The sequence below is a fragment of the Cupriavidus lacunae genome (assembly GCF_003353055.1).
GTDB classification, from domain to species: domain Bacteria; phylum Pseudomonadota; class Gammaproteobacteria; order Burkholderiales; family Burkholderiaceae; genus Cupriavidus; species Cupriavidus lacunae.
The window spans coordinates 1-21582 of the sequence record NZ_QKWJ01000093.1; the positions used below are offsets into that span (position 1 = coordinate 1).

Below are 21582 nucleotides of genomic sequence, written 5' to 3' on the forward strand. Positions count from 1 at the left end.
GATCGAGGCCTCCGACGTGCGCCCCGCGGTCAAGGAGCAGATCGAATCGCTGGGCGGCAAGTTCCTCGACGTGCCGTTCCTGACCGATGAAGAGCGCGAGATCGCGCAGGGCGTGGGCGGCTACGCGCGCCCGATGCCGCCGGACTGGATGAAGCGCCAGGCCGAGCTGGTGCACCAGCGCGCGATCCAGGCCGACATCGTCATCACCACGGCGCTGATCCCGGGCCGCAAGGCGCCGGTGCTGCTGCAGGAAGCGACCGTGCAGCAGATGAAGCCGGGCTCGGTGGTGGTGGACCTGGCCGCCGCGCAGGGCGGCAACTGCCCGCTGACGGTGGCCGACGAGGTGGTCAACCACAACGGCGTCATCATCATCGGGCACACCAACCTGGCCAGCATGGTGGCGGCCGACGCCTCGGCGCTCTATGCCCGCAACGTGCTGGATTTCCTCAAGCTGGTCGTCGACAAGGACGCCCAGTTCACGTTGAACCTTGAAGACGACATCGTCGCGGCCTGCCTGATGTGCAGGGACGGCCAGGTTGTGCGCGAGGCGGCGTAATTTCCACGGGCGCAGCGCGCCCACTGCTTTTGCATCAAAAATAAGGACGTATCACCCATGCAACGCATCATGCTCCGCGCCAAGCTCCACCGCGTCACCGTGACGCAGGCGGACCTCAACTACGAGGGTTCGTGCGGCATCGACCAGGACCTGCTGGACGCTGCCGACATGAAGGAGTTTGAGAAGATTGAGCTGTACAACGTGAACAACGGCGAACGCTTCTCCACCTACATCATCAAGGGCGAGCGCGGCAGCGGCGAGATCTCGCTGAACGGCGCCGCGGCGCGCCGCGCGCACCTGGGCGACCAGCTGATCATCTGCACCTACGCGCCGATGAGCGACGAGGAAATCGCCACGTACAAGCCCAAGGTCATCCTGGTGAACGAGAAGAACGGCATCAAGGAAATCAAGAAGTTCTGAGCAGCAAGCCCTGAGGGTTGGCTCCCCCCTCCCGCAAGCGGGAGAGGGAGCACGCCATCGGTCATGCAGAGCCGCTGACCCTTGGCGCGCCGTCACGCAGCAAAAAGAACACAGCAAAACGCCGCATCCCGGATTCAAAGCAACGGAGGAGAAGTCGATGGAGATGGTGAACCACACGGTGATCAACCTGATCATCTTCGTGCTGGCGATCTACGTGGGTTACCACGTGGTCTGGACGGTCACGCCGGCCCTGCATACGCCCCTGATGGCGGTGACCAACGCGATATCGGCCATCATCATCGTTGGCGCGATGCTCGCCGCGGGCCTGACCGAAGGCGGTGTCGGGCGCGTGATGGGCACGCTGGCGGTGGCACTGGCCGCGGTCAATGTGTTCGGCGGCTTCCTGGTCACCCAGCGCATGCTGGAGATGTTCAAGAAGAAGGAACCGAAGGCCAAGGCGCCTGAGGCCAAGCCGGCACTGGCCAAGGAGGGCGCGTGATGACGGGCCTTGTCAGCATGAACCTCGTCACCCTGCTCTACCTGGTGGCCTCGGTGTGCTTTATCCAGGCGCTCAAGGGGCTGTCGCACCCGGCCTCGGCGCGCAAGGGCAATGCCTTCGGCATGATCGGCATGGCGCTTGCCGTGGTGACCACGCTGGTCCTGATTGTCAAGCTGAAGAATGAGTTCCTCGCGGCGGGTACGGCCCAGTCGTCGGTGGGCACGGGCCTGGCGCTGATCTTCGGCGCGCTCGTGGTCGGCGGCGGCATCGGCGCCTACGTGGCGAAGCAGGTGCAGATGACCAAGATGCCCGAGCTGGTCGCGGCGATGCACTCGCTGATCGGTCTCGCGGCAGTGTTCATCGCGGTGGCGGCGGTGGCCGAGCCGGCCGCGTTCGGCATCGCGCCGGCGGGCTCGCACCTGATCCCGCTGGGCAACCGCATCGAGCTCTTTATCGGCTGCTTCGTCGGCGCGATCACGTTCTCGGGCTCGGTGATCGCCTTCGGCAAGCTGGCCGGCCGCTACAAGTTCCGCCTGTTCCAGGGCGCGCCGGTGGTGTTTGCGGGCCAGCACTGGCTGAACCTGCTGCTGGCGGTGGCGATGGTGGGCTTCGGCGTCATCTTCTTCATGTCGCAGGACTGGCTGCCGTTCCTGATCATGCTGGCGATTGCCTTCGTGCTGGGCGTGCTCATCATCATCCCGATCGGCGGCGCCGACATGCCGGTGGTGGTGTCGATGCTGAACTCGTACTCGGGCTGGGCGGCGGCAGGCATCGGTTTCTCGCTGAACAACCCGATGCTGATCATCGCGGGCTCGCTGGTGGGTTCGTCCGGTGCCATCCTCTCGTACATCATGTGCAAGGCGATGAACCGCTCGTTCTTCAACGTGATCCTGGGCGGCTTCGGCGGCGACGCGTCGGCTGGTGCGGCCGCCGGCGCGCAGGCGCAGCGCAATGTGAAGTCGGGCTCGGCGGACGACGCCGCCTTCCTGATGGGCAATGCCGAGACCGTGATCATCGTGCCGGGCTACGGCCTGGCCGTGGCGCGCGCCCAACACGCGCTCAAGGAACTGACCGAGAAGCTGGCGGAAAAGGGCGTGAACGTGAAGTACGCGATCCACCCGGTGGCGGGCCGCATGCCGGGCCATATGAACGTGCTGCTGGCCGAGGCCGAGGTGCCGTACGACCAGGTCTTCGAGATGGAAGACATCAACAGCGAGTTCGGCCAGGCCGACGTGGTGCTGGTGCTGGGCGCCAACGACGTGGTCAACCCGGCGGCCAAGAACGACCCCAAGTCGCCGATCGCCGGCATGCCGATCCTGGAGGCCTACAAGGCCAAGACCATCATTGTGAACAAGCGTTCGATGGCCGCCGGCTACGCCGGGCTGGACAACGAGCTGTTCTATATGGACAAGACCATGATGGTGTTCGGCGACGCCAAGAAGGTGGTCGAAGACATGTTCAAGGCGGTCGACTAAGGCCGGAACCCCGCCGTGCCCGCGCAGGCCGGGGCCTTCCCGGCCCTGCCGCGGGCCGTTCCCGCCGCGCGGATCCTTCACGATCCTCCCCGGACTTCCGCCGCCTCCCTTTGCTGCCCTGCCGCAAGCCGCCACGCCAGCAAGGCGTGCCTTGCAAGGCAGCCGTGGCGCGCTATACTGGCCTGCGAATGCGCACGCTGGCTTGCAGCTTGCGCCACGCTTGTGCCGAACCCCTGCCCGCCGCTCCATGACCTTCAATCCGCACGACAGGAACCTGTCGGTCTTCCATCACCCGGTCCTGACTGTCCTTGTGGATGACAGCAAGTCCTTCATCGACAGCCTGGCGTTCCAGATGGATGCCTCGCGCGCGGTGATCACCTTCACCGACCCGCGGGAAGCGCTGCAATGGATTCGCGAAGCCTATGCCACCCGCTTCCCGGGCTTCCTGCCGGTGCGCGTAACGCACGACGACCTGACCTTCCTGACCGAGCGGCGCACGGTGCAGCTCGACATCGACCGCATCTACCGCCAGGTCCACGACTTCAAGCGCTTCCTGCAGCCGGGCGTGGTGGTGGTCGACTATTCGATGCCGCAGATGGACGGGCTCGAGTTCTGCCAGGCGCTGCAGGATCTGCCCTGCAAGACCATCCTGCTGACCGGCACCGCCGACGAGAGCATTGCCGTGCAGGGCTTCAACCACGGCCTGATCGACCGCTACGTGAAGAAGCACGACAGCAATATGGTGGAGCGGCTGGACCAGGAAATCGAAGCCATGCAGCAGGCGTACTTCGCCACGCTGTCGCGCACGCTGCGCGAGCTGCTGACGCGGCATTCGTTCTCGTTCCTGTCTGATCCTGCCATCACCGAGCGCGTGCGCCAGCTCATCGCGCGCTATGGCTTTGTCGAATACTACCTGTACCCCAACCCCGCCGGCATCCTGCTGCTGACCGCACAGGGCCATGCCACGCTGATGGTGATCGAGACCCGCGCCGGGCTAATGACGCAGGTGGAATCGGCCGAAGCCTACGACGCCCCCGCCGCGCTGATCGAAGGCCTGCGCGAAGGCCGGCTGGTGCCGTTCTTCTGGCCCGGCAACGGCATGTACACGCCGGCCTGCGTGGACTGGGAGCAATACTGCCTGCCGGCCGAGCGCTGCGAAGGCAATGAAGAATTCTTCTACGCGCTGTTCGACCTGCCGCGCCACCTGCTGCAGGAGCCGGTGGTCAGCCTGCAGGGCTTCCTGGCGGACTTCAGCCGCAATCCGGACGCATTGACGGGGCGCAAGCGCCCCTGACCGCCCACCCAGGGGCCCGGCGCCGCAGGCGCCGTCAGTCCGCCTGCGGCGCCCGGTTGGCGCCGCGCACCATGTCAAAGCGGAACAGCCGGCATTCGATATTGCCGTTGTAGAGCGGCGTGCGGCGCGATTCCTTGAGCCGCAGCCGCCGCGGGAAGCCCAGGTCGCCGGTAAACACCCACGCCTGCCAGCCCGAGAAATGCTGCTTCAGGGTGGTGGCAAAGGCGCTGGCAAACTGGTTGGCGGCGGCCTCTTCCACCTCGTCGCGCGGCATCTCGTCCTCGGGCGCGCGGCGCTGCCCACGCACCGCGATGCGCTCGCCGTACGGGGGATTCATCAACAGCAAGCCCGGTTCCTCATAAGGCGGCTGCACGAAGCGCGCGTCCACCTGCTTGGTGCGGGCCTCGCCCGGCAGGCCGGCGCGTTCCCAGTTGGCGCGCGTGATCGCCAGCATGTCGGTGGAGATGTCCGAGCCGACCACCTGCAGCGCATCGGCCGAGGCCAACATGCGGGCGCGCTGCGCGTCCGACTTCAGCTTCTGCCAGGCCTTGGTATCCATGCCCTTGAGCCATTCGAAGGCAAAGCTGCGGCTGCCGCCCGGGGCGATGCCCAGCGCCACCTGTGCGGCCTCGATCAGAAAGGTGCCGCTGCCGCACATCGGGTCGTAGAAGGGCCGGGAAATCTGGCCCGGCACCCAGCCCGCCAGCCGCAGGATGCCGGCAGCCAGGTTCTCTTTCAGCGGCGCCTCGCCCTTCTCGGTGCGCCAGCCGCGCTTGAACAGCGGCTCGCCGGTGGTGTCCAGGTACAGCGTGCAGTCGTGCTCGGTCAGATGAGCATAGATGCGCACATCCGGGCTGACGGTATCGACGCTGGGCCGTGCCCCCAGGCGCTCGCGCATGGCGTCGCAGACCCCGTCCTTGACGCGCAACGCGGTGAAATTCAGGCTGCGCAGCGGCGACTTGTGCGACGTAATATCCACGCGCAGCGATTCATCGGGCGAAAACCACTGGTCCCAGCGCACGCCGCGCGCAAGCGTATAGATGTCGTCCTCATGGCGGTAGCCGCGCGCGGCCACGCGCATCAGCACCCGGCTGGCAATGCGCGAATGCAGGTTAACCGCATAGGCGGCGGCCATCTCGCCCGAGAAATTGACGCCGCCCGGCACCTCCTGGTGCACCGTGAACGGCGCCAGCGCGGCCATGCCCGGCATGGCGGCGATCTCGCGCAGTTCTTCGGCGAGCGCGCTCTCCAGGCCGCGCGGGCAAGGGGCAAAGTAGGCTTGGGTCATGAGATGGGATTCCTGCAAACAAAAACGTCCGCCGCGGCGGACGGGGATATATCCGATAGCTTAGATCAACCTGCCGCTAGCGCGCGGTCGAGGAAGTCGAGGCGGTCCTGGCCCCAGAAGGGCTGGCCGTCGTGAACGTACCACGGCGCGCCGAACACGCCGGCCGAGATGGCGTCCTGGGTATTCTGCGCATAAGCCGCCTGCACCGACTGCCCTTCGCTGGCCTTGAGCAGGCTGCCGCCGTCCACGCCGGTCTCGTCGGCGATCTGCGCCAGCGTGGCGGCATCGGCGATATTGCGCTGCTGCGCCCACACCGCCGCGCCAATCGCACCGGTCAGCTGCATGGCGCGCGCGGTGCCGTGCGCCAGTTGGGCCGCGATGATCAGCTTGCTGGCCGCGTCGCCGGAGACGGGGAAATGCGTCGGCTGCGGATGCAGCGGCACGTCCAGGAATGCGCTCCAGCGCGCCAGCTCCACCAGGCGATAGGCCTGCCGCTGCGGCGGGCGCTGCGACAACGGCAGCCCGCCGGAGACGGAAAACACCTTGCCCAGGTCGCACGGCTTTAGGTTCACCTGCGCGCCGTGGCGCTCGGCGATGGCGGCAAAGCGCGCATGGCCCAGGTAGACGAACGGCGACTGCGGCGTCAGGTAATAGTCAACCAGCTTGCTCATCTCGGTTTCCGCAACAGTATTGGCAGCAATGTAAAGAAGGCCAGGCTCAGAACGGCTTGACCACGACCAGGATCACCACCGCCAGCAACACCAGCACCGGCAGCTCATTGAACCAGCGATAGAACTTGTGCGAGCGCGTATTGCATCCCGCCTCGAACTTGCGCAGCAGTACGCCGCAGCCGTGGTGATAGCCGATCAGCACCAGCACCAGCGCCAGCTTGGCATGCATCCAGCCCTGCCCCGCGCCGCGGCCGATGCCGTAGCCCAGGTACAGCCACAGCCCGAACACCACCGCCGGCACCGCCAGCATGGTCATGAAGCGGAACAGCTTGCGCGCCATCAGCAACAGGCGCTGCGTGCTGGCGGCATCGCTTTCCAGCGCCAGGTTGACGAAGATGCGCGGCAGGTAGAACAGGCCGGCGAACCACGAGACCACGAAGACGATATGCAGCGCTTTGACCCAGAGCATCGGCAGGCAGGCGTGTGAGAACGGTTGTTATTGTTGGCGCCGTCGGTGCAGGTCAGGTGCGGATCTCGCCGTGCCCGAACACCACGTACTTGAGCGAGGTCAGCCCTTCCAGCCCGACCGGCCCGCGTGCGTGCAGCTTGTCGTTGGAGATGCCGATCTCGGCGCCCAGGCCGTACTCGAAGCCATCGGCAAAGCGGGTCGAGGCATTGATCATCACGCTGGCCGAATCGACCTCGCGGATAAAGCGCATGCCCGCCGAGTAGTTCTCGGTGATGATCGAATCGGTATGGTGCGAGCCGTATTCGTTGATATGGGCGACGGCCTCGTCCAGCCCCGCGACGGTCTTGATGGCGAGGATCGGTGCCAGGTATTCCAGGCGCCAGTCTTCCTCTGCGGCATCGACCAGGCCGGTGAAGCCCGCCGCTTCCAGCGTGGCGCGGGTGGCCGGGCACACGCGCAGCTCGACGCCCTTCTCCTGGTAGATGCGGCACAGCGGCGGCAGCGCGGCGGCGGCGACATCCTGCGACACCAGCAACGTCTCCATGGTGTTGCACGGCGCATAGCGCTGGGTCTTGGCGTTGTCGCAGACGCGCACGGCCTTGTCCAGGTCGGCATCGGCGTCGATATAGACGTGGCAGATGCCGTCCAGGTGCTTGATCATCGGCACGCGGGCTTCTTCCATCAGCCGCGCGATCAGGCTCTTGCCGCCGCGCGGCACGATCACGTCGACATACTCGGTCATGGTGATCAGCCGGCCCACCGCGGCGCGGTCAGTGGTCTCGATCACCTGCACCGCCTCGGACGGCAGGCCGGCCGCGGACAGGCCCTCGGCCACCAGTGCCGCCAGCGCGGTATTGGATTCGATCGCCTCGGAACCACCGCGCAGGATAGTGGCGTTGCCCGATTTCAGGCACAGCGCCGCGGCGTCGATGGTCACGTTCGGGCGCGACTCGTAGATGATGCCGATCACGCCCAGCGGCACGCGCATCTGCCCGACCTGGATGCCGGTCGGGCGGAACTTCATGTTCGAGATCTCGCCGATCGGGTCAGCCAGCGCGGCAATCTGCTCCAGGCCGGCGGCCATGGTGACGATGGCCTTGTCCGACAGCGTCAGGCGGTCGACAAAGGCGTCGTCCTGGCCGTTGGCGCGGGCGCGCTCGACATCGCGCGCGTTGACCGCCTTGAGCTTGTCGGCATCGCGGCGGATGGCCGCGGCGATGGTCAGCAGCGCACGGTTCTTGTCGGCGGTGGAGGCGCGCGCCATGGCGCGCGATGCCGCGCGGGCCTGGCGGCCGACGCGGTCCATGTATTGGTTGAGGTCGAGCTCGTTCATGTCAGTGGCCCTGGGGATTGGCCGTCAGTGTGTGTTCCTCCCCTCTCCCGCGCGCGGGAGAGGGGTTGGGGGAGAGGGCCGGAGCATCCATGGGCGAAGTCGCCTGATCCACCGCCTGCCCTCTCCCCCGGCCCCTCTCCCGCAAGCGGGAGAGGGGAGCAAACCTTGCGGGAAGCAACCCTCAGCGCGCGATCATCAGCGCCAGCTGCTGCAGGCCGTCCCATGGCTCGGCCGGCAGTGGCGCGCTGCCCGGTGGCGGCAGGTCCGACAGGCCCTTGACCTGGCGATCCAGCCGCGCGGCCAGCGCCAGCGCCGCTTCCAGCCTTGGCAGCGCCAGGCGCTGCGCGGCCTGCGGCACCAGGCGCTCGCGCGGGCCCCAGACGCGCAGTTCGCGCATCAGCACGCCCGCCGGCTTGCCGGCCGCCAGCCCTTGCCGGACCTTGGATAATACGCGAATTTCCTCGGTCAGCGCCCACAGCACCAGCACCGTGGCCTCGCCCTCGCCGCGCAGCCCTTCGAGCATGCGCACCAGCCGCGGCACGTCGCCCGAAAGCATCGATTCCGACAGCTTGAAGACATCGTAGCGGGCCACGTTCAGCACCGCATCGTGCACCTGGTCGAAGCTGAGTTCGCCGGGCGGGTACAGCAGCCCCAGCTTCTGGATTTCCTGGTGCGCCGCCAGCAGGTTGCCTTCGACCTTGTCGGCAATGAACTGCAGCGCACGCCGGCCGGGCTCGCCGCCCTCCACGCGCTGCTGCTGCAGCGACAGCCGCTCGCCGACCCAGGCCGGCAGCCGGGTGCGGTCCACGGTGTCGACCTTGATCGACACGCCGGCGCCTTCCAGCGCCTGGAACCAGGCCGACTTGGACGCGGCAAAATCCAGCCGCGGCAGCGTCACCAGCAACACCACGTCGGGCGACGGCTGGGCGGTCACGGCGCGCAGCGCCTCGCCGCCGTCCTTGCCGGGCTTGCCCGACGGGATGCGTAGCTCGACGATCTTGCGGTCGCCGAAGAGCGACATGGACTGCTGCGCCTCGACCAGCTGGCCCCAGTGGAAACCGCGCTCGGCGACCAGCACCTCGCGTTCGGAGAAGCCGGCTTCGCGCGCGGCCGCGCGCAGGCGGTCGACGGCTTCCAGCACCAGCAGGTGTTCGTCGCCATGCACCACGTACAGCGGCGCCAGGCCCTTGGCCTTCGCCTGCCTCAGGTGCGCGTCGAGCCCGTCGAGCTTGAGCTGCATGCCGTGATCAGATCGCCTTGACGGCGGCCAGCCGGCGCATCAGCTGCTGTACGATATCGCGCTGCATGTCGCGGTACAGCTGCTGCTCTTCGTAGTCCTTGGCCAGCGTGTTGGCTTCGTTGTAGGTCAGGTCGCGCGTCAGGATCAGCTGCGACGGCGGAATCAGTTCCTTGCCGGCGGGGTCGCGCAGGCGGAAGGTGAAACGCTGCGTCAGGCGGTATTCACGCACCACGCCTTCGGTCGTGATCGACAGGATCGTCTTGGTGCGGGTGTCCTGCAGCACGTCCAGCAGGGCGTCGGCCTCTTTCTGGTCGACCACCACCTGGGTGTCGGAGCCGCCGCGGATGGCGCGGCGCAGGTCCGCGCCCATCAGCGTGTTGGGCGGAATCCCGATATAGAGCCGCTTGAAGGCGAAATCCGAGTTGCCGCGCATGTGGAAGCCGCAGCCGGCCAACAGGCCCATTGCCGGCACCGCCAGCATTGCCGCGAGCACCTTGCGGCGCCCCATGTTCAGTCGCTTCATTCTTGGCGATTCCTTGTCAGGTTCCGGGGCAGCTTACAACACCACGTTGACCAGGCGGCCAGGCACCACCACGATCTTCTTCGGCGCCTTGCCCTCGGCAAACTTGGCCACGGTCTCGCTGGCGGCCGCGGTTGCCTCGATGGCGGCGCGGTCGGCGTCGGCGGGCACGGTGATGCTGCCGCGCACCTTGCCGTTGATCTGCAGCACCAGTTCGATCTCGCTGCGCACCAGCGCGGCCTCATCGACCTGCGGCCACGGTGCGTCGAGCAGGTCGCCGGCTTCGGCGGCGTAGCCCAGCTGCTCCCACAGGCCGTGGGTGATGTGCGGCACCACCGGGTACAGCACGCGCAGCAGGATGCCGAAGCACTCGCGGCGCGCGGCCGGCGAGGCGGTCTTGGCATCGTCCAGCGCGTTCAGCATCTTCATCGTGGCGGACACCACGGTGTTGTACTGGATGCGCTGGTAATCGTAGTTGGCCTGCTTGAGCACGCCGTGGATCTCGCGGCGCAGTTCTGCGTCGTCGGCAGCCGGATTGCCGGCGGCGCCGTCGCGGATGGCTGCGGCGTTGGCAAAGCCATAGTTCCACACGCGGCGCAGGAAGCGCGAGGCACCCTCCACGCCCGAACCGCTCCACTCAAGCTGCTGCTCCGGCGGCGCGGCGAACATCACGAACAGGCGCGCGGTGTCCGCGCCGTACTGGTCGATCAGCGCCTGCGGGTCGATGCCATTGTTCTTGGACTTCGACATCTTCTCGACGCCGCCGATCACCACCGGCTGGCCGTCGGCGATCAGCGTGGCGCCCACCGGGCGGCCGCGCTCGTCGGTCCGCAGGTCGACCTCGGCCGGGTTGTACCAGTGCTTCTTGCCCGAGGCGTCTTCGCGGTAGTAGGTCTCGTTGAGCACCATGCCCTGCGTCAGCAGGTTGGTGAAGGGCTCGTCGAACTTGACCAGGCCCAGGTCGCGCATGACCTTGGTCCAGAAGCGCGCGTACAGCAGATGCAGGATCGCGTGCTCGATGCCGCCGATGTACTGGTCCATCGGCATCCAGTAGTCGTTGCGGGCATCGACCATGGTGGTCGCGTCCGGGCAGGTATAGCGCATGTAGTACCAGCACGAATCGATGAAGGTATCCATCGTGTCGGTCTCGCGGCGCGCCGGCTTGCCGCACGACGGGCAGGTGCACTGCAGGAAGCGCGCATCCTTGGCCAGCGGGTTGCCGGTGCCGTCCGGCACCAGTTCTTCGGGCAGCACCACCGGCAGGTCCTGCTCAGGCACCGGCACCACGCCGCAGCTGTCGCAGTGGATCAGCGGGATCGGCGTGCCCCAGTAGCGCTGGCGCGAGATGCCCCAGTCGCGCAGGCGCCAGGTGATCTTCTTCTCGCCGATGCCCTTGGCGCCCAGGTCGGCGGCGATCGCTTCGACCGCGGCCTGGTAGCCAAGGCCGTCATACTTGCCGCTATGGATGCAGGTGCCGTTTTCCTTGTCGCCGTACCATTCCTGCCAGGCTTCGGTCGAGTAGGCCTGGCCCTTGACGTCGATGACTTGCTTAATCGGCAGCTTGTACTTCAGTGCGAAAGCGAAGTCGCGCTCATCATGCGATGGCACGCCCATCACGGCGCCGTCGCCGTAGCTCATCAGCACGTAGTTGCCGACCCACACGTCGACCTTTTCGCCGGTCAGCGGGTGCACCACCTGCAGGCCGGTCGGCATGCCCTTCTTCTCCATGGTCGCCATGTCGGCTTCCATGACCGAGCCGTGCTTGCATTCGTCGATGAAGGCGGCCAGTTCAGGATTGTTCAGCGCGGCATGCGTGGCCAGCGGGTGCTCGGCGGCAACCGCGCAGAAGGTCACGCCCATGATGGTGTCGGCGCGCGTGGTGAACACGTACAGCTTGCCGTCATTGATCGGCTTGCCGTCCTCGCCCGGGATGTCGTGCGGGAACGCAAAGCGCACGCCCACGCTCTTGCCGATCCAGTTCTGCTGCATCACCTTGACGCGCTCGGGCCAGCCCAGCTGGTCCAGGTCGCCCAGCAGTTCCTCCGCATACTCGGTGATGCGCAGGTAGTACATCGGGATCTCGCGCTTTTCCACCACCGCGCCGGAGCGCCAGCCGCGCCCGTCGATGACCTGCTCGTTGGCCAGCACGGTCTGGTCCACCGGGTCCCAGTTGACGGTGCCGGTCTTGCGGTAAGCGATGCCCTTTTCCAGCATCTTCAGGAACAGCCACTGGTTCCAGCGATAGTAGTCCGGGCTGCAGGTGGCGACCTCGCGCGACCAGTCGATCGCCAGGCCCATCGACTGCATCTGCTTCTTCATGTAAGCGATGTTGTCGTAGGTCCAGGCCGCCGGCGCCACGCCGTTGTTCAGCGCCGCGTTCTCGGCCGGCATGCCGAAGGCGTCCCAGCCCATCGGCATCAGCACGTTGTTGCCGTTCATGCGCAGGTAGCGCGCCATCACGTCGTTGATGGTGTAGTTGCGCACGTGGCCCATGTGCAGCTTGCCCGACGGATACGGCAGCATCGAGCAGGCGTAGAACTTGGGCTTTTCCTTGCCGTCGGCCCCGGCCGCATGCTCCGACACGCGATAGGCGTCGATGGCTTGCCAGTGCTGCCGGGCGGCTTGTTCAACGGCGGAAGGAAGGTATTTGTCTTGCATGGTCGGGACAGCAGTCAGGACAACGTCTGCACGGCAACTGGCCTGCCGGCATCCGGGGGAATCGTTGGAAGGTGAGCAGCGGGCGCCCGCTTGCGCGGCGCCCGCCGGGCGTGCAATGCGAAAGAAGACGATTATAACCGTGGCGGCAGGCCAGTTTCGGCCCTGTGCGCCCCGCGGCGCCTTACTTCAGGCCCAGCACGTCCTGCATGTCGAACATGCCGTTGGGCTTGTCGGCCAGGAAGCGGGCGGCGCGCACGGCACCGTCGGCATACGACTGGCGGCTCGACGACTTGTGGCTGATCTCGATGCGCTCGCCGATGCCGGCGAACATCACGGTGTGGTCGCCGACGATATCGCCGCCGCGCACGGTGGCAAAGCCGATCGAGTTGGGGTCGCGCTCGCCGGTGTGGCCTTCGCGGGCGTAGACCGCGCAGGTCTTCAGGTCGCGACCAAGCGCTTCGGCGATCACTTCACCCATCTTCAGCGCTGTACCTGACGGCGCGTCGACCTTGAAGCGGTGGTGGGCCTCGATCACTTCGATGTCGTAGCCGGTCGACAGCAGCTTGGCTGCCACTTCCAGCAGCTTGAAGGTGGCGTTGACGCCGACGCTGAAGTTGGCGGCGTAGACCATGCCGATCGACCTGGCGGCCTCGGCCAGCGCGGCCTTGCCGGCCTCGTCAAAGCCGGTGGTGCCGATCACCATCTTCACGCCCAGCTTCCTGGCCACGGCCACGTGAGCCAGCGTGCCTTCGGGGCGGGTGAAGTCGATCAGGCAATCCGCCCCGGCCAGCACGGCTTCCACGTCGGCGCTGATCGCCACGCCGGTCTGGCGGCCAAGCAGCAGGCCCGCATCCTGGCCCAGCGCCGGCGAGCCCGGCACGTCCAGCGCGCCCGCCAGGCTCACGCCCTCGGTGTTCAGCACGTGTTCGATCAGCATGCGGCCCATGCGGCCCGATGCGCCTGCGATGGCGATGTTCATGGTGTCTGGCTCAGCGGAATGTGCGCAATGCGCGGAAAGTGAACGAGCCGGCCATGCCTGACCGGCCCGGAAAACTGGTGGCGCGCCGCAGCCGGCACGCCGTGCCGCGGATCAGTTGGCGGCCGGTTTGGGTGCCTCGGCCGGCGCAGGGGCCGGGGCCGGAGCGGCAGCCGGGGCTGCGGCCTCGGCGGAGGTGGTCTGCGCCGCACCCGTGGTGCCTGCCGGTTCCTGCGCCTGTCGCGGCACAAAGTTTTCCACCGTGGTCTGCGGTTCGGCCGGGGCGGCCGCGGCGCTGGTGGAAATCTTGCCCGGTGTCTGCTCCTTCAGCGCCTTCTTCATGCCGTCGATTTCGGCAATCAGCTCATACTCGGACGGCAGCTCGTCGCCGCCGAACTTGACCAGCTTATCGCCATCGAAGAACACCGTGTAGCGGCGCTGCTGCACCACCGGGGTATTGCCGCGGCGGAACGAGAACACGTAGTCCCAGCGGTTGGCGTGGAACACATCGGTCAGCAGCGGCGTACCGAGCAGGAACTTGACCTGGTCGCGGGTCATGCCTTCACGCAGTTGTGCGGCGGCCTCATGCGAGACAAAGTTGCCCTGCACGATATTGATCCGATACGGCGTGATGGCGTTGGCTACCTTGCGCGAGGTGGAATCGTAGGCCGAGCAAGCGCCGGCCAGCAGGGCCGCGGCCAGCAGGGAGACAACCAGCGTCGGGCGCATGGCGGACGAACGGATAGAACGCATGTATCTCGCTTCCGGGAGGGAAAGAAAAGTACCGCGGCAAAGGGCCGCTGCGCGGGCATAAAAACGGCGCAAAATGCGCCGATTGCACCACACGCGCAGATTGCGCCTGCCGCGACAACCACTTGGGGCGGCAATCTTGCCGGGGCGCGAAGCCCACATGGGGCATCGCTGCCGCGAGCGACTTTTGCTGCCAAAACCCTTATGATTCAACTATCCAGACATTGTACTCTAGGGAGTCACCCACATGCCGAGTCCGGCGGACCTCAAGAATATCGGCCTGAAGGCGACCGTGCCCCGGCTGAAGATTCTTGAAATTTTTCAGACCAGCGAACAGCGGCACCTGAGCGCGGAAGACGTCTACCGTATCCTGCTGAACGAGCATATGGATATCGGCCTGGCCACCGTCTACCGCGTGCTGACCCAGTTCGAGCAGGCAGGACTGCTGTCGCGCAACAACTTCGAATCCGGCAAGGCAATTTTCGAGCTGAACGAAGGCAAGCACCATGATCACCTGGTGTGCATCGACTGCGGCCGGGTCGAGGAATTTTTCGATTCCGAGATCGAGCAGCGCCAGCAAAGCATTGCGCGCGAGCGCGGCTTTACCCTGCAGGAACACGCGCTGTCGCTGTACGGCAACTGCACCAAGACAAACTGTCCCCACAGACCCAAACGATAAGCGCGCACGCTCCGCTACCGGAGCGCAGACGAGCAATAAAAAACCGGCGCCTGGCGCCGGTTTTTTATTGGCTGCTTGCCGCTCAGGGCGCCTGCAGATCCTGCAGGTCCTGCTCGGTCACCACCCGCGCCGGGCGTCCCGGCGGCAGGCCGACAAACTCGCCCACCACCTGGCGGAACAGGCTGCGCGCCCACACCAGCATCGGATGGGTGTTGCGGCTGCGGTGCCAGAACATGTTCAGGCCGAGCGTGGTATTCAACTCAGCCGGCAGCGGGAAGGCCTTCAGGCCATAGGTCTCGCAGGCCATGTCCTTGGTCAGCGCATTGACCGTGAAGATCATGTCGGTCTGCGCCGCCAGTTCGGCCTGGGCCCGCCAGGAATGTACCGTCAACGTCGCATTGCGCTTGAGGCCGCGCTGCTGCAGCGCGTAGTCGAGCGGGATCAGCGACGGCGCCGGACGGCCCGCGCCGCCGGAATGCGCCATGAAGATATGGCCGCAATCCAGGTATTGCTCGAGCGTGCAGTGGTTCTTCAGCACCGGATGGTTATTGCGCGCGCATACCCACAGGTTCAGCGACGTCACCATTTCCTCGACGATTTCCGGGTGGCGGGTCGGGAATGGCGAAAATGCCAGGTCGAGCTCATTGGCGCGCATCGAGGCGACATCCGTTTCCCACGAATGGGACTCGACCAGCTTGATATGCAGGTCCGGCGCCAGTTGCTTGATGCGCAGCACAAAACGGTTGAATACCGTGTCGCCCAGTTCAGCGGCAAAGCCGATGCTGAGCGTGCCGGTGGCGACGGCCGGATCGAAATTGTCGGCGTCGCCCTCGTTGATGGACGACCACAGATCCAGCATATCGCGGATCTTGGGGCCCAGTTCCAGCGCGCGCGGCGTCGGCGTCAGGCCGTGCGGGACGCGGATAAAAAGCGGATCGTCAAAGATTTCGCGCAGCCTGCCCAGCGAGTGCGAGACCGCCGGCGCGGTCATATGCATCTTTTCCGCTACATAGGTGGCGTTTCGCTTGCTCAGCAGTTCGGTGAAGATCACTAAGAGCTTCGTGTCTACGTTCACCATGATCAGGCCTCGGTCAGATTATTCTTAGCTAGATGGCCCCACCACTTGCACTGGCTGCACATCAGATTTCAACAGCGTCTTATTAGTGTAAGAGGAAAAAACAAGCTCGGAAAGCAAATTCGGCATTTCTGAAATGGCTGTCCAGGACATAATTCTGAAAAATTGCGCGCTTTTCGCGCTATTGATCGCATATGCGTACATCTCCCGCGCCGCGGCATGCATCTGGGCATCGGGGTATAGTGGGCGTGCCGCTCCCATTTTTATCACTCTTTTCTGACGGCACGAATCCGCTCCGGCGACCATTTCCTGGCGGACGGCGCCGCATTCGACGCGCGCCCGCCGGCGTCGGAAAATGAAAAACGCGCCCGAAGGCGCGTTTTTCATTACTACGCAAGCTGCCGGATTACTTGGCCGCGACGCGAACCATTTCCAGCACCTTGTTCGAGTAGCCCCACTCGTTGTCGTACCAGCTCACGACCTTGATGAAGGTGCCGTCCAGCGCGATGCCGGCTTCGGCGTCGAAGATCGAGGTGCGGGCATCGCCGCGGAAGTCGGTGGCGACAACCTTGTCTTCGGTGTAGCCCAGCACGCCCTTGAGCGCGCCCTGGCTCTGAGCCTTCATCTCGGCGCAGATTTCTTCGTACGTCGCCGACTTTTCCAGTTCGACGGTCAGGTCGACCACGGACACGTCCGAGGTCGGCACGCGGAACGACATGCCGGTCAGCTTCTTGTTCAGCTGCGGGATCACCACGCCCACGGCCTTGGCGGCGCCGGTCGACGACGGGATGATGTTTTCCAGGATGCCGCGGCCGCCGCGCCAGTCCTTGTTGGACGGGCCGTCAACGGTCTTCTGGGTGGCGGTGGCGGCGTGCACGGTGGTCATCAGGCCACGCTTGATGCCCCACTTGTCGTTCAGCACCTTGGCCACCGGTGCCAGGCAGTTGGTGGTGCAGCTGGCGTTGGAGATGATCGCCTCGCCCTTGTACGACTCGTGGTTCACGCCGTACACGAACATCGGGGTGTCGTCCTTGGACGGGGCCGACATGATCACCTTCCTGGCGCCCGCGTCGAGGTGCTTCTGCGCGCCTTCCTTGGTCAGGAAGATGCCGGTCGACTCGACCACCACGTCGGCGCCGATCTCGCCCCACTTGAGCTCGGCCGGATCCTTGACCGCGGTCAGGCGGATCTTCTTGCCATTGACGACCAGGGTATTGCCGTCGACCGAGACTTCGCCGTCAAAACGGCCGTGCACCGAGTCGTACTTCAGCATGTACGCCAGGTAGTCGGGCTCCAGCAGGTCGTTGATGCCAACGACTTCGATGTCCTTGAAGTTGGCGACGGCGGCGCGGAACACCATGCGTCCGATGCGGCCGAAGCCGTTGATGCCGATCTTGATGGTCATGACTGTATCTCCTGAGGATCGATTGAAACCGGTGGGCGCCGCGTCTGCCGCGCGGCGCACCGCGCGGCTCCAGCGCCCGGATGCTTAGATAAGGGTGTCTTTCACCGTGCGGACCACGTTCTCGACGGTAAAGCCGAAGTGCTTGAACAGCACGCCGGCCGGGGCCGATTCACCAAAGGTGTCGATGCCCACCACCGCCTGGACCTGGTACTTCCACCAGAAGTCCGTCACACCCGCCTCGACCGCCACGCGCGGCACGCCGGCCGGCAGCACGCTGGCCTTGTAGGCGGTGTCCTGCTTGTCGAACACCGTGGTGGCCGGCACCGAGACCACGCGCACATGCACGCCTTCGGCGGCCAGCGCGTCGGCGGCGCCGACGGCCAGGCCCACTTCGGAGCCGGTGGCCAGGATCACGGCGTCCGGGCGCCCGGTCCCGGGGTTGACGCTGTCACGCAGCACGTAGCCGCCGCGCGCGATATTGTCGCGGGTAACGTCGTCGCGGCGCTGGAACGGCAGGTTCTGGCGGCTGAAGATCAGGCAGCTCGGGCCGTTCTCGCGGCGGATCGACTCGGCCCAGGCCACGGCGGTCTCGGTGGTGTCGGCGGTACGCCAGACATCCATGTTCGGGATCAGGCGCAGGCTGGCGACGTGCTCGATCGACTGGTGGGTCGGGCCGTCTTCGCCCAGGCCGATGGAGTCGTGGGTGAACACGAACAGCGTGCGGATCTTCATCAGCGCCGCCATGCGCAGCGCGTTGCGGCTGTAGTCCGAGAACGTCAGGAAGGTGGCGCCATAGGGGATGTAGCCACCATGCAGCGTGATGCCGTTCATGATGGCGCTCATGCCGAACTCGCGCACGCCGTAGTTGATATGGTTGCCCCAGGCATCCACGCGCACGGCCTGGCTGCCCGACCAGTTGGTCAGGTTCGAGCCGGTCAGGTCGGCCGAGCCGCCGAGGAACTCGGGCAGCACCGGGCCGAAGGCTTCGATGGTGTTCTGGCTTGCCTTGCGGGTGGCGATGGTCTCGGCCTTTTCCTCGCACTTGGCGATAAAGGCGTCGACGGCGGCATCGAACGAGCCCGGCAGCTCGCCCTTCATGCGGCGGCTGAACTCGCCGGCCTCATACGGGTGGCGCTCGGCATACGATTCGAACAGCGCGTTCCAGGCGCGCTCCAGGGCGTGGCCGTTGGCCTTGGCGTCCCAGGCGTCGTAGACCTCGGCCGGCACTTCGAACGGGGCGTGGGCCCAGCCCAGCGCCTCGCGCGTGGCCAGCACCTCGGCGCCGCCCAGCGGGGCGCCGTGCACATCGTGGCCGCCTTCCTTGTTGGGCGCGCCCTTGCCGATCTTGGTGCGGCAGCAGATCAGGGTCGGCTTGTCGCTGGCCTTGGCCTGCGCGATGGCGTTGTCGACCGCGACCACGTCGTGGCCGTCGATGCCGCGGATCACGTTCCAGCCATAGGCTTCGAAACGCTTCGGGGTATCGTCGTTGAACCAGTGCACCACGTCGCCGTCGATCGAGATGCCGTTGTCATCCCACAGCGCAACCAGCTTGTTCAGCTTGAGCGTGCCGGCCAGCGAGCAGGCCTCGTGCGAGATGCCTTCCATCAGGCAGCCATCGCCCAGGAAGACGTAGGTGTGGTGGTTGACGATGTCGTAGCCGGGGCGGTTGAATTCCTCGCCCAGCAGGCGTTCGGCCAGCGCCATGCCGACCGCATTGGTGATGCCCTGGCCGAGCGGGCCGGTGGTGGTTTCAACGCCCGGGGTGATGCCGTATTCCGGGTGGCCGGCGGTCTTGCTGTGCAGCTGGCGGAAGTTCTTCAGCTCTTCGACCGGCAGGTCGTAGCCGGTCAGGTGCAGCAGCGCGTAGATCAGCATCGAGCCGTGGCCGTTGGACAGCACGAAGCGGTCGCGGTCGGCCCAGTGCGGGTTGCTCGGGTTGTGCTTCAGGTGCCGGCCCCACAGCGCCACGGCGATGTCTGCCATACCCATCGGCGCACCGGGGTGGCCTGAATTGGCCTGCTGGACGGCGTCCATGGCAAGCACGCGGATGGCGTCGGCCATCAGCTTGGCGGGCTGGGAAGCAAAAGGACTTGTGGCGGGATGGGCAAGGGCGGACATTCTGGCGGATTCGGGCGTGAGCCTGACGGCAGGAAAACCGCAATTTTAGCAGAAGCTAGGGGGTTTTCCGGACTCCCGGACCGCCCCCGCGGCGCAGTCCGGGCGATCACCGCAGGCCGCCTGGCACGCCCACGCCCCCGGCATCGGAACTATCCGTGCCCTGACATGCCTGATGCTTCACCCCGGCGGCACCCGCGTCCGCCGCCGTGCCGCTCTTCGACAGCGTAGCGCGGCACGCGTAAGATGCACTCTCGCACCGCGCGGCACGCCAGCCGCGCCGGGTTTCCCGCAATCAGGAGACGATCATGACCAGACCGGCCAACACCCCCTGGCTCACCCCCTACCTGACCGTCGCCAACGGGCGTGCCGCGCTGGACTTCTACAGCCGCGCCTTCGGCTTTGCCGCCGGCAACGTGGTCGACGAAAATGGCGTGCCGACCCATGCCGAGATGCACTACCAGGGCCAACTGGTGGTGATGTTCGCGCCCGAGGGCGCCTGGGGCAGCACCGCGCGCACGCCGCGCTCGCTCGGCGTGGAATGCCCGCAGACCTTCTATGTCTATTGCGACGATGTCGACGCCATGCACCAGCGCGCGGTCGACGCCGGCGCGGTCAGCCTGATGGCGCCGGCTGACCAGTTCTGGGGCGACCGCTACTGCATGGTTGAGGACCCCGACGGCTACCGCTGGGGTTTCGGCAAGCCGCTGGACCAGGCAAGCTAATGGCACCACGCTTCTTCGTTGGCGGCGCAGACACCGTGCTGGCCGCCGAGTCCGATTTCCCGTTGCCTGAACCGGTGGTGCGCCACGCGCAGGTGCTGCGCCTTGCGCCGGGCGACGCCATCACCCTGTTCGATGGCCGCGGCGGCAGCCATGCCGCCACGCTGGTCGAACTGGGCAAGCGCCACGCGCTGGCGCGCATCGGCGCGCATGACGCGGCCGAGGCCGAGCCGCCCTTCCGGGTCACGCTGGCGCAGGGCCTGGCCGGCGGCGACAAGATGGACTGGCTGATCGAGAAAGCGGTCGAACTGGGCGTCGCCGCGATCCAGCCGCTGCAGGCAAACCGCTCGGTCGTGCGCCTGTCGGGCGAGCGCGCGCAGAAGCGCCAGGCGCACTGGCAGGCGCTGGTGCAGGCCGCCTGCGAGCAATGTGGCCGAAATCGTTTGCCGGAGGTCGCTCCGGTCGCTAACTTTGAGACGTGGCTGGCGCAGTCCGCGCAGGCCGGCACTGGCGGCGCCAGGCTGCTGGTGTCGCCGCGCGCCGACCAGTCCTTGCCGGCATTCGTCGCCGAGCGGCGCGAGGCCTTGCTGGCCGATGGCGTCACGCTGCTGATCGGCCCGGAAGGCGGCCTGGCACCCGAGGAAGAACAAGCCGCGCGGCACGCGGGTTTCACCGGCGTGTCGCTCGGGCCCCGCATCCTGCGTACTGAAACCGCCGGGCTGGCATGCCTGGCAACCCTCAACGCCTTGCTGGGCGGATTCTGACAGCGGCGGCCATCCTGGCCCGCGTCACCTTGCAACCCTGACTGGAAGGAGTCGACCATGGGACTACTCGATAGCGTGCTGGGCGGCGTGCTCGGACAACTCGGCGGCGCGCGCGGCGAGGCCGGCGGTGCCGGCGGGCTCGACCCCAAGCTGATGATGGCGCTCGGCCTGCTGGCGACGCTGGCCATGCGTGGCCGCGGGCAGGCAGGCGCTGCGGGCGATGCAGCGCAGGCCGATGATGGCCTGGGCGGGCTGGGCAACCTCGGCGGGCTGTTGGGCGGCATGCTCGGCGGTGCCGGCGCAGCGCCCGGCGCTGCAACTGGTGGCCTCGACCTGGGCTCGCTGCTCGGCGGCCTGCTTGGCGGCCAGGGCGGCGCACCGGCCAACACCCAGGCAATGGGCGCGGCCGCCGGCGGCATCGGCGCGCTGCAGCAGATCCTGGCGCAGGCCGGTCTGGGTGAACAGGTGAATTCGTGGATCGGCAGCGGCGCCAACCAGCCGGTCACGCCGTCGGCGCTGAGCAATGCGCTGGGCGACACTGGTGCGCTGGAATCGCTGGCGCAGACGACGGGCATGTCGCAGGACGACGTGGCCGCGCACCTGAGCGAAGGCCTGCCGGAGTTGATCGACCGGCTAACCCCGCATGGGCACCTGCCGGCGCAGGAATAAGACT

The 21582-nt window shown here is 66.5% G+C and carries 22 protein-coding genes; 9 read left to right on the forward strand and 13 right to left on the reverse strand.

Annotation, left to right across the window (positions count from 1 at the left end):
• The 5 genes from DN412_RS36530 to DN412_RS36550 all read left to right on the forward strand — a co-directional run.
• Nucleotides 1-556, forward strand: a 556-nt coding sequence (locus DN412_RS36530; protein ID WP_482764222.1) for a Rossmann-fold NAD(P)-binding domain-containing protein, incomplete at its 5' end; no start/stop codon positions are given.
• 57 nt (nt 557-613) lie between these two features.
• Entirely contained in the window at nt 614-976 is a 363-nt protein-coding gene (gene panD / locus DN412_RS36535; protein WP_078197826.1) for an aspartate 1-decarboxylase, read from the forward strand.
• A gap of 157 nt (nt 977-1133) precedes the next feature.
• Entirely contained in the window at nt 1134-1475 is a 342-nt protein-coding gene (locus DN412_RS36540) for an NAD(P) transhydrogenase subunit alpha part 2 (protein ID WP_035817213.1), read from the forward strand.
• Nucleotides 1475-2950, forward strand: coding sequence for an NAD(P)(+) transhydrogenase (Re/Si-specific) subunit beta (locus tag DN412_RS36545; RefSeq protein ID WP_115216001.1), 1476 nt, complete (start codon nt 1475-1477; stop codon nt 2948-2950). Before DN412_RS36540 ends, DN412_RS36545 begins: the two co-directional genes overlap by 1 nt.
• Nucleotides 2951-3197: 247 nt before the next feature.
• Nucleotides 3198-4244, forward strand: coding sequence for a response regulator (locus DN412_RS36550; RefSeq protein WP_115216002.1), 1047 nt, complete (start codon nt 3198-3200; stop codon nt 4242-4244).
• Between the two features lie 34 nt (nt 4245-4278).
• Here DN412_RS36550 and DN412_RS36555 read toward each other — a convergent pair whose 3' ends face one another.
• The 9 genes from DN412_RS36555 to DN412_RS36595 all read right to left on the reverse strand — a co-directional run bounded on the left by DN412_RS36555 (nt 4279) and on the right by DN412_RS36595 (nt 14152).
• Nucleotides 4279-5532, reverse strand: a complete 1254-nt coding sequence (locus DN412_RS36555; RefSeq protein WP_078197829.1) for a THUMP domain-containing class I SAM-dependent RNA methyltransferase — start codon at nt 5530-5532, stop codon at nt 4279-4281.
• Between the two features lie 65 nt (nt 5533-5597).
• Nucleotides 5598-6203: a 2-hydroxychromene-2-carboxylate isomerase gene (locus tag DN412_RS36560; RefSeq protein ID WP_115216003.1), complete on the reverse strand. Its 606-nt coding sequence runs from the start codon at nt 6201-6203 to the stop codon at nt 5598-5600.
• A 46-nt stretch (nt 6204-6249) separates the two neighbouring features.
• A complete protein-coding gene (locus DN412_RS36565; RefSeq protein WP_115216004.1) occupies nt 6250-6672 on the reverse strand; it encodes a CopD family protein in 423 nt (140 codons plus the stop codon).
• A 52-nt stretch (nt 6673-6724) separates the two neighbouring features.
• On the reverse strand, nt 6725-8005 hold the full coding sequence (locus tag DN412_RS36570) for a glutamate-5-semialdehyde dehydrogenase (RefSeq protein WP_115216005.1): 1281 nt from the start codon (nt 8003-8005) through the stop codon (nt 6725-6727).
• A gap of 181 nt (nt 8006-8186) precedes the next feature.
• Nucleotides 8187-9245, reverse strand: a complete 1059-nt coding sequence (holA, locus tag DN412_RS36575; RefSeq protein WP_115216006.1) for a DNA polymerase III subunit delta — start codon at nt 9243-9245, stop codon at nt 8187-8189.
• A 7-nt stretch (nt 9246-9252) separates the two neighbouring features.
• Nucleotides 9253-9768, reverse strand: a complete 516-nt coding sequence (locus DN412_RS36580; protein ID WP_115216007.1) for an LPS-assembly lipoprotein LptE — start codon at nt 9766-9768, stop codon at nt 9253-9255.
• Nucleotides 9769-9801: 33 nt separating this feature from the next.
• The gene (gene leuS / locus DN412_RS36585; protein WP_115216008.1) at nt 9802-12423 is read right to left on the reverse strand and encodes a leucine--tRNA ligase; all 2622 of its coding nucleotides are present in this window, start codon (nt 12421-12423) and stop codon (nt 9802-9804) included.
• 181 nt (nt 12424-12604) lie between these two features.
• Nucleotides 12605-13402 (reverse strand): 4-hydroxy-tetrahydrodipicolinate reductase, encoded by a 798-nt coding sequence (dapB, locus tag DN412_RS36590; RefSeq protein ID WP_115216009.1) that lies wholly within the window; start codon nt 13400-13402, stop codon nt 12605-12607.
• Between the two features lie 111 nt (nt 13403-13513).
• Entirely contained in the window at nt 13514-14152 is a 639-nt protein-coding gene (locus DN412_RS36595) for an outer membrane protein assembly factor BamE (protein ID WP_115216010.1), read from the reverse strand.
• A gap of 244 nt (nt 14153-14396) precedes the next feature.
• Between DN412_RS36595 and fur the strand changes: the two genes are divergently transcribed.
• Entirely contained in the window at nt 14397-14828 is a 432-nt protein-coding gene (gene fur / locus DN412_RS36600) for a ferric iron uptake transcriptional regulator (protein WP_078197837.1), read from the forward strand.
• A gap of 82 nt (nt 14829-14910) precedes the next feature.
• Here fur and DN412_RS36605 read toward each other — a convergent pair whose 3' ends face one another.
• The 4 genes from DN412_RS36605 to tkt all read right to left on the reverse strand — a co-directional run bounded on the left by DN412_RS36605 (nt 14911) and on the right by tkt (nt 19426).
• A complete protein-coding gene (locus tag DN412_RS36605) occupies nt 14911-15906 on the reverse strand; it encodes a LysR family transcriptional regulator (protein WP_078197838.1) in 996 nt (331 codons plus the stop codon).
• 24 nt (nt 15907-15930) lie between these two features.
• Nucleotides 15931-16290 carry a hypothetical protein gene (locus tag DN412_RS43195; RefSeq protein WP_133303132.1) on the reverse strand — a complete coding sequence of 120 codons (360 nt, stop codon included), beginning with the start codon at nt 16288-16290 and terminating at the stop codon, nt 15931-15933.
• Nucleotides 16291-16309: 19 nt separating this feature from the next.
• The gene (gene gap / locus DN412_RS36610; protein ID WP_078197839.1) at nt 16310-17308 is read right to left on the reverse strand and encodes a type I glyceraldehyde-3-phosphate dehydrogenase; all 999 of its coding nucleotides are present in this window, start codon (nt 17306-17308) and stop codon (nt 16310-16312) included.
• Between the two features lie 84 nt (nt 17309-17392).
• Nucleotides 17393-19426, reverse strand: a complete 2034-nt coding sequence (gene tkt, locus DN412_RS36615) for a transketolase (RefSeq protein WP_208647732.1) — start codon at nt 19424-19426, stop codon at nt 17393-17395.
• A gap of 305 nt (nt 19427-19731) precedes the next feature.
• Here tkt and DN412_RS36620 point away from each other — a divergent pair, with 305 nt between their 5' ends.
• Genes DN412_RS36620 through DN412_RS36630 form a run of 3 tightly spaced genes read left to right on the forward strand, consistent with a single transcriptional unit; the run spans nt 19732 to nt 21578 of the window.
• Nucleotides 19732-20148 (forward strand): VOC family protein, encoded by a 417-nt coding sequence (locus DN412_RS36620; RefSeq protein ID WP_115216012.1) that lies wholly within the window; start codon nt 19732-19734, stop codon nt 20146-20148.
• Nucleotides 20148-20909 carry a 16S rRNA (uracil(1498)-N(3))-methyltransferase gene (locus DN412_RS36625; protein WP_115216013.1) on the forward strand — a complete coding sequence of 254 codons (762 nt, stop codon included), beginning with the start codon at nt 20148-20150 and terminating at the stop codon, nt 20907-20909. Before DN412_RS36620 ends, DN412_RS36625 begins: the two co-directional genes overlap by 1 nt.
• A 57-nt stretch (nt 20910-20966) precedes the next feature.
• Entirely contained in the window at nt 20967-21578 is a 612-nt protein-coding gene (locus tag DN412_RS36630) for a YidB family protein (RefSeq protein WP_115216014.1), read from the forward strand.
• Nucleotides 21579-21582: the final 4 nt, after the last annotated feature.